We start from the raw sequence: 2865 nt of genomic DNA, 5'->3' as shown, positions 1-2865 counted from the left end.
TGAAATTTTCATATTAATTTACAATATTTTCAAGAGGCATAGCCTAAAATTTGAAATAGCTTAACTCCTACCGGAGAAAATATAGCTTTTTGTGGCTTAATCATATTATAAATTTACTTAATAAAAATAACAGTAGCCTTTAATGGGAGTATTTTGTGTTTAGAAAAAAATAGAGTTAGTGGATATTTATATATCTGCTGACTCTTATTCTTTATTTTGTAAATTGTATTCTAATATTAATTAGTGGAATAGCAAAACAGATTATATTTACAATCTGCCATTTCAAAATAGTATCTTCCATTTTGATTCTTTTGGGTAATCTTATAATTATTAACTTAATCTCATATAATCCACTTCTTTAAAGCTATTTATCACTAAATCTGCCATAGAAATGTCTTGGCTTCCTTCAGCACCGCTATTAATTCCTACACACTTCATACCTGCTTTTTTAGCAGCACGAACCACGTTATGAGAATCCTCGATAACTGTACAATTTTCTTGGCTTACCCCAAGTTGCTCTCAAGCAAAAATAAATATATCTGGTTCAGGTTTACTTCTCTGTACATAATCACCAGTAACAAAAAATTCAAAGTATTCTTCTATTTGAATTTTTTTTGCAATAGTCATAATTACATTTAGTGGAGATGATGAGGCAATGGCTAGCTTTATCCCATTCTCATGAAAGTCTTTTATTAGATATTTCACCCCATCGATAAGAGTTATCTCGCTTTCATCTGAATTAAGATATTTACTTCGACCATATTCAATTAACTCATTAAGTGTTTGATTAAGCTTATATTTGTTCTTTAGAGTTTCCCACATATAATGTGAGGTTGCGCCTACAAAAAAGTGATGCTCATCTTCTGCAACCTCTATGCCTAATTTTTTATAAGTCTCATTTCCCAGCTTCATATGTGTTGGCTAACTATCAATAATTACTCCATCCATGTCAAATATAACTGCTTTCAGAATAAAATTACTCTCCTATTTACTGACCTCATGTTTTAAATTATTCTTTTAAGTCTTTGATATCTACTGACATAAGTTTATCTGTTTTTAAATCCTTTACTTGTATAACTCCATCTTTATCAGTACTAATACTATCTAGCCATACAGGATCGTTTTTGTATGTAACATTTATGACACCATAAGATTCCAGTATTTCTCCTAATCTTCTTTTATTCAAACTTATCATCTCCTTATAAATATATCATTTGAAATAATATATATTCTATACTAGCCAAATATATCATTCATACTTTTATTTTACTCATTTCGTTTTTTAATATAACTTCCATAACCATTGTACTTACAATTCTTAAGCTAAATCTAATACTTTTTTAATCGTTTTTAATAAATATATTATATGCTATATTTATATCTTAAATTATTATTAGTTAGGAGATACTAATAATAATTTCTTTATTACGTAAAGTTGATAGTTTCATATTATTGTATATAAAAGTTCAATATAACAAGTTAAACATAGGATGTGGTATTTTGTATTATGTAATTACATTAGTTAATCACTATGGGTATATTATTTTGTTTAGCTCTCTAGTTCTTGAATTAATTGCATTTCCTCTTCCAGGTGAGCTAATGTTGACATATTGCGGTTCTCTTGTTTATCAATCTAAAATGAATTGGATTATAGGTATCCTATTAGCGATATCTTAGTGATTTCGACTTGTGATGTTGAAGAAAAGAAATAGTTATCTCACTTATGGCCTTACAGACTAAGGCCATTTATTTGTATTGCGTCAGAAAAATGTTTTATCTTTGGGAGAGACTCGATTCATTTCGCCTCCAGAGTAAAGAAAAAAGAATTTAAATTATTTCCTTAATATATTGTTAATATTAGCTAAATGTTAATGAATATTAGGAACTATTGACTTTCGTTCTATATTTTAAAAAAGGTAAATATAATTGTATAATGACGATATTAGAAAGGAGAAACATTTATGAGTAAGTCGCTTAAGATTATGATTGACGATTATATTAATCTTAAAATGCAAGAAGATATTAATTATGTGGAACTTTATAAAACAAAAAGCAAAGAATTTAATTATGAGGATTATGTGGAATATGCTATGGTTTTCTGCCCTGACCACATGTGGGTTCTAGGATCATTTGGTCTAGAAAATGCTTTTAAATTAGCTACATCATATATAAAAGCTAATGAAGATAAAATAAATAATTGCAAGAATTTTGATGATATTATTAAGCTTATGTATAATGGTAAAATAAAAAATTTTGATGAATTCTCACAGTATGACAGGGCTTTAGCGATGGGTATATATTTAAATTTAATGCCTAGCAAAGTATTCGTGCACGCGGGACCTCGTTATGCATTGAAATATATATTAGGTACAGGATACAATTCAAACATAAAGACATTAGAAGGAACAAACAAAATTGAATATATAGATATATGTGACTTGCCGATAGAATTTCAACAGTTCAAAGACGATATATATCTAGCAGTTGATTGTTTATGCTATATATATTCTCGGTTAAAGAAAAATAGATTGATTAAATAAAAATAATATTACCTATATTAATTGATATGCTTTCCTTAAAGGTAGACAGGCCATAAAACAAAAACCTGTTACTAAAAGGGGAGCATTTTGTATCTAGAGAAAAAATAGAGTTAGTGGATCTTCACATAATGGTGCCTTCTTATTTTTTATGTTAGTATATAATCAAACAATAGTTTAGTAGACAGTTTTAGAATATTATGAAATTGTTGAGTTTAATGATAGTGTTAACTAACTTATGAAAAAACAATAATGGAAATATTAGGATTTAGAATGTGGGTTGAAAAGTGAAAATGTATCCTGAAGAAATTTAATGTTGCTTTATTTG

Annotated in this window: 3 protein-coding genes and 1 pseudogene; 1 reads left to right on the top strand and 3 read right to left on the bottom strand. The window is 27.7% G+C overall.

Annotation, left to right across the window (positions count from 1 at the left end):
• Positions 1-330: 330 nt before the first annotated feature.
• From KPL38_RS18855 to KPL38_RS18845, 3 genes and pseudogenes are all read right to left on the bottom strand, one after another.
• Positions 331-504, bottom strand: a pseudogene (locus tag KPL38_RS18855) (HAD family hydrolase); the annotation flags it as partial.
• A gap of 15 nt (positions 505-519) precedes the next feature.
• Entirely contained in the window at positions 520-912 is a 393-nt protein-coding gene (locus tag KPL38_RS18850; RefSeq protein WP_216290675.1) for an HAD family hydrolase, read from the bottom strand.
• Positions 913-1009: 97 nt separating this feature from the next.
• Positions 1010-1195, bottom strand: coding sequence for an H-type small acid-soluble spore protein (locus tag KPL38_RS18845; protein WP_246578046.1), 186 nt, complete (start codon positions 1193-1195; stop codon positions 1010-1012).
• 766 nt (positions 1196-1961) lie between these two features.
• Here KPL38_RS18845 and KPL38_RS18840 point away from each other — a divergent pair.
• The gene (locus KPL38_RS18840) at positions 1962-2540 is read left to right on the top strand and encodes a hypothetical protein (protein ID WP_216290673.1); all 579 of its coding nucleotides are present in this window, start codon (positions 1962-1964) and stop codon (positions 2538-2540) included.
• Positions 2541-2865 lie beyond the last annotated feature (325 nt).

Source organism: Clostridium psychrophilum (assembly GCF_018861705.1).
In the GTDB taxonomy this organism is placed as follows: Bacteria; Bacillota; Clostridia; order Clostridiales; family Clostridiaceae; genus Clostridium_AD; species Clostridium_AD psychrophilum.
This window is presented reverse-complemented; position numbering and strand designations above follow the sequence as displayed.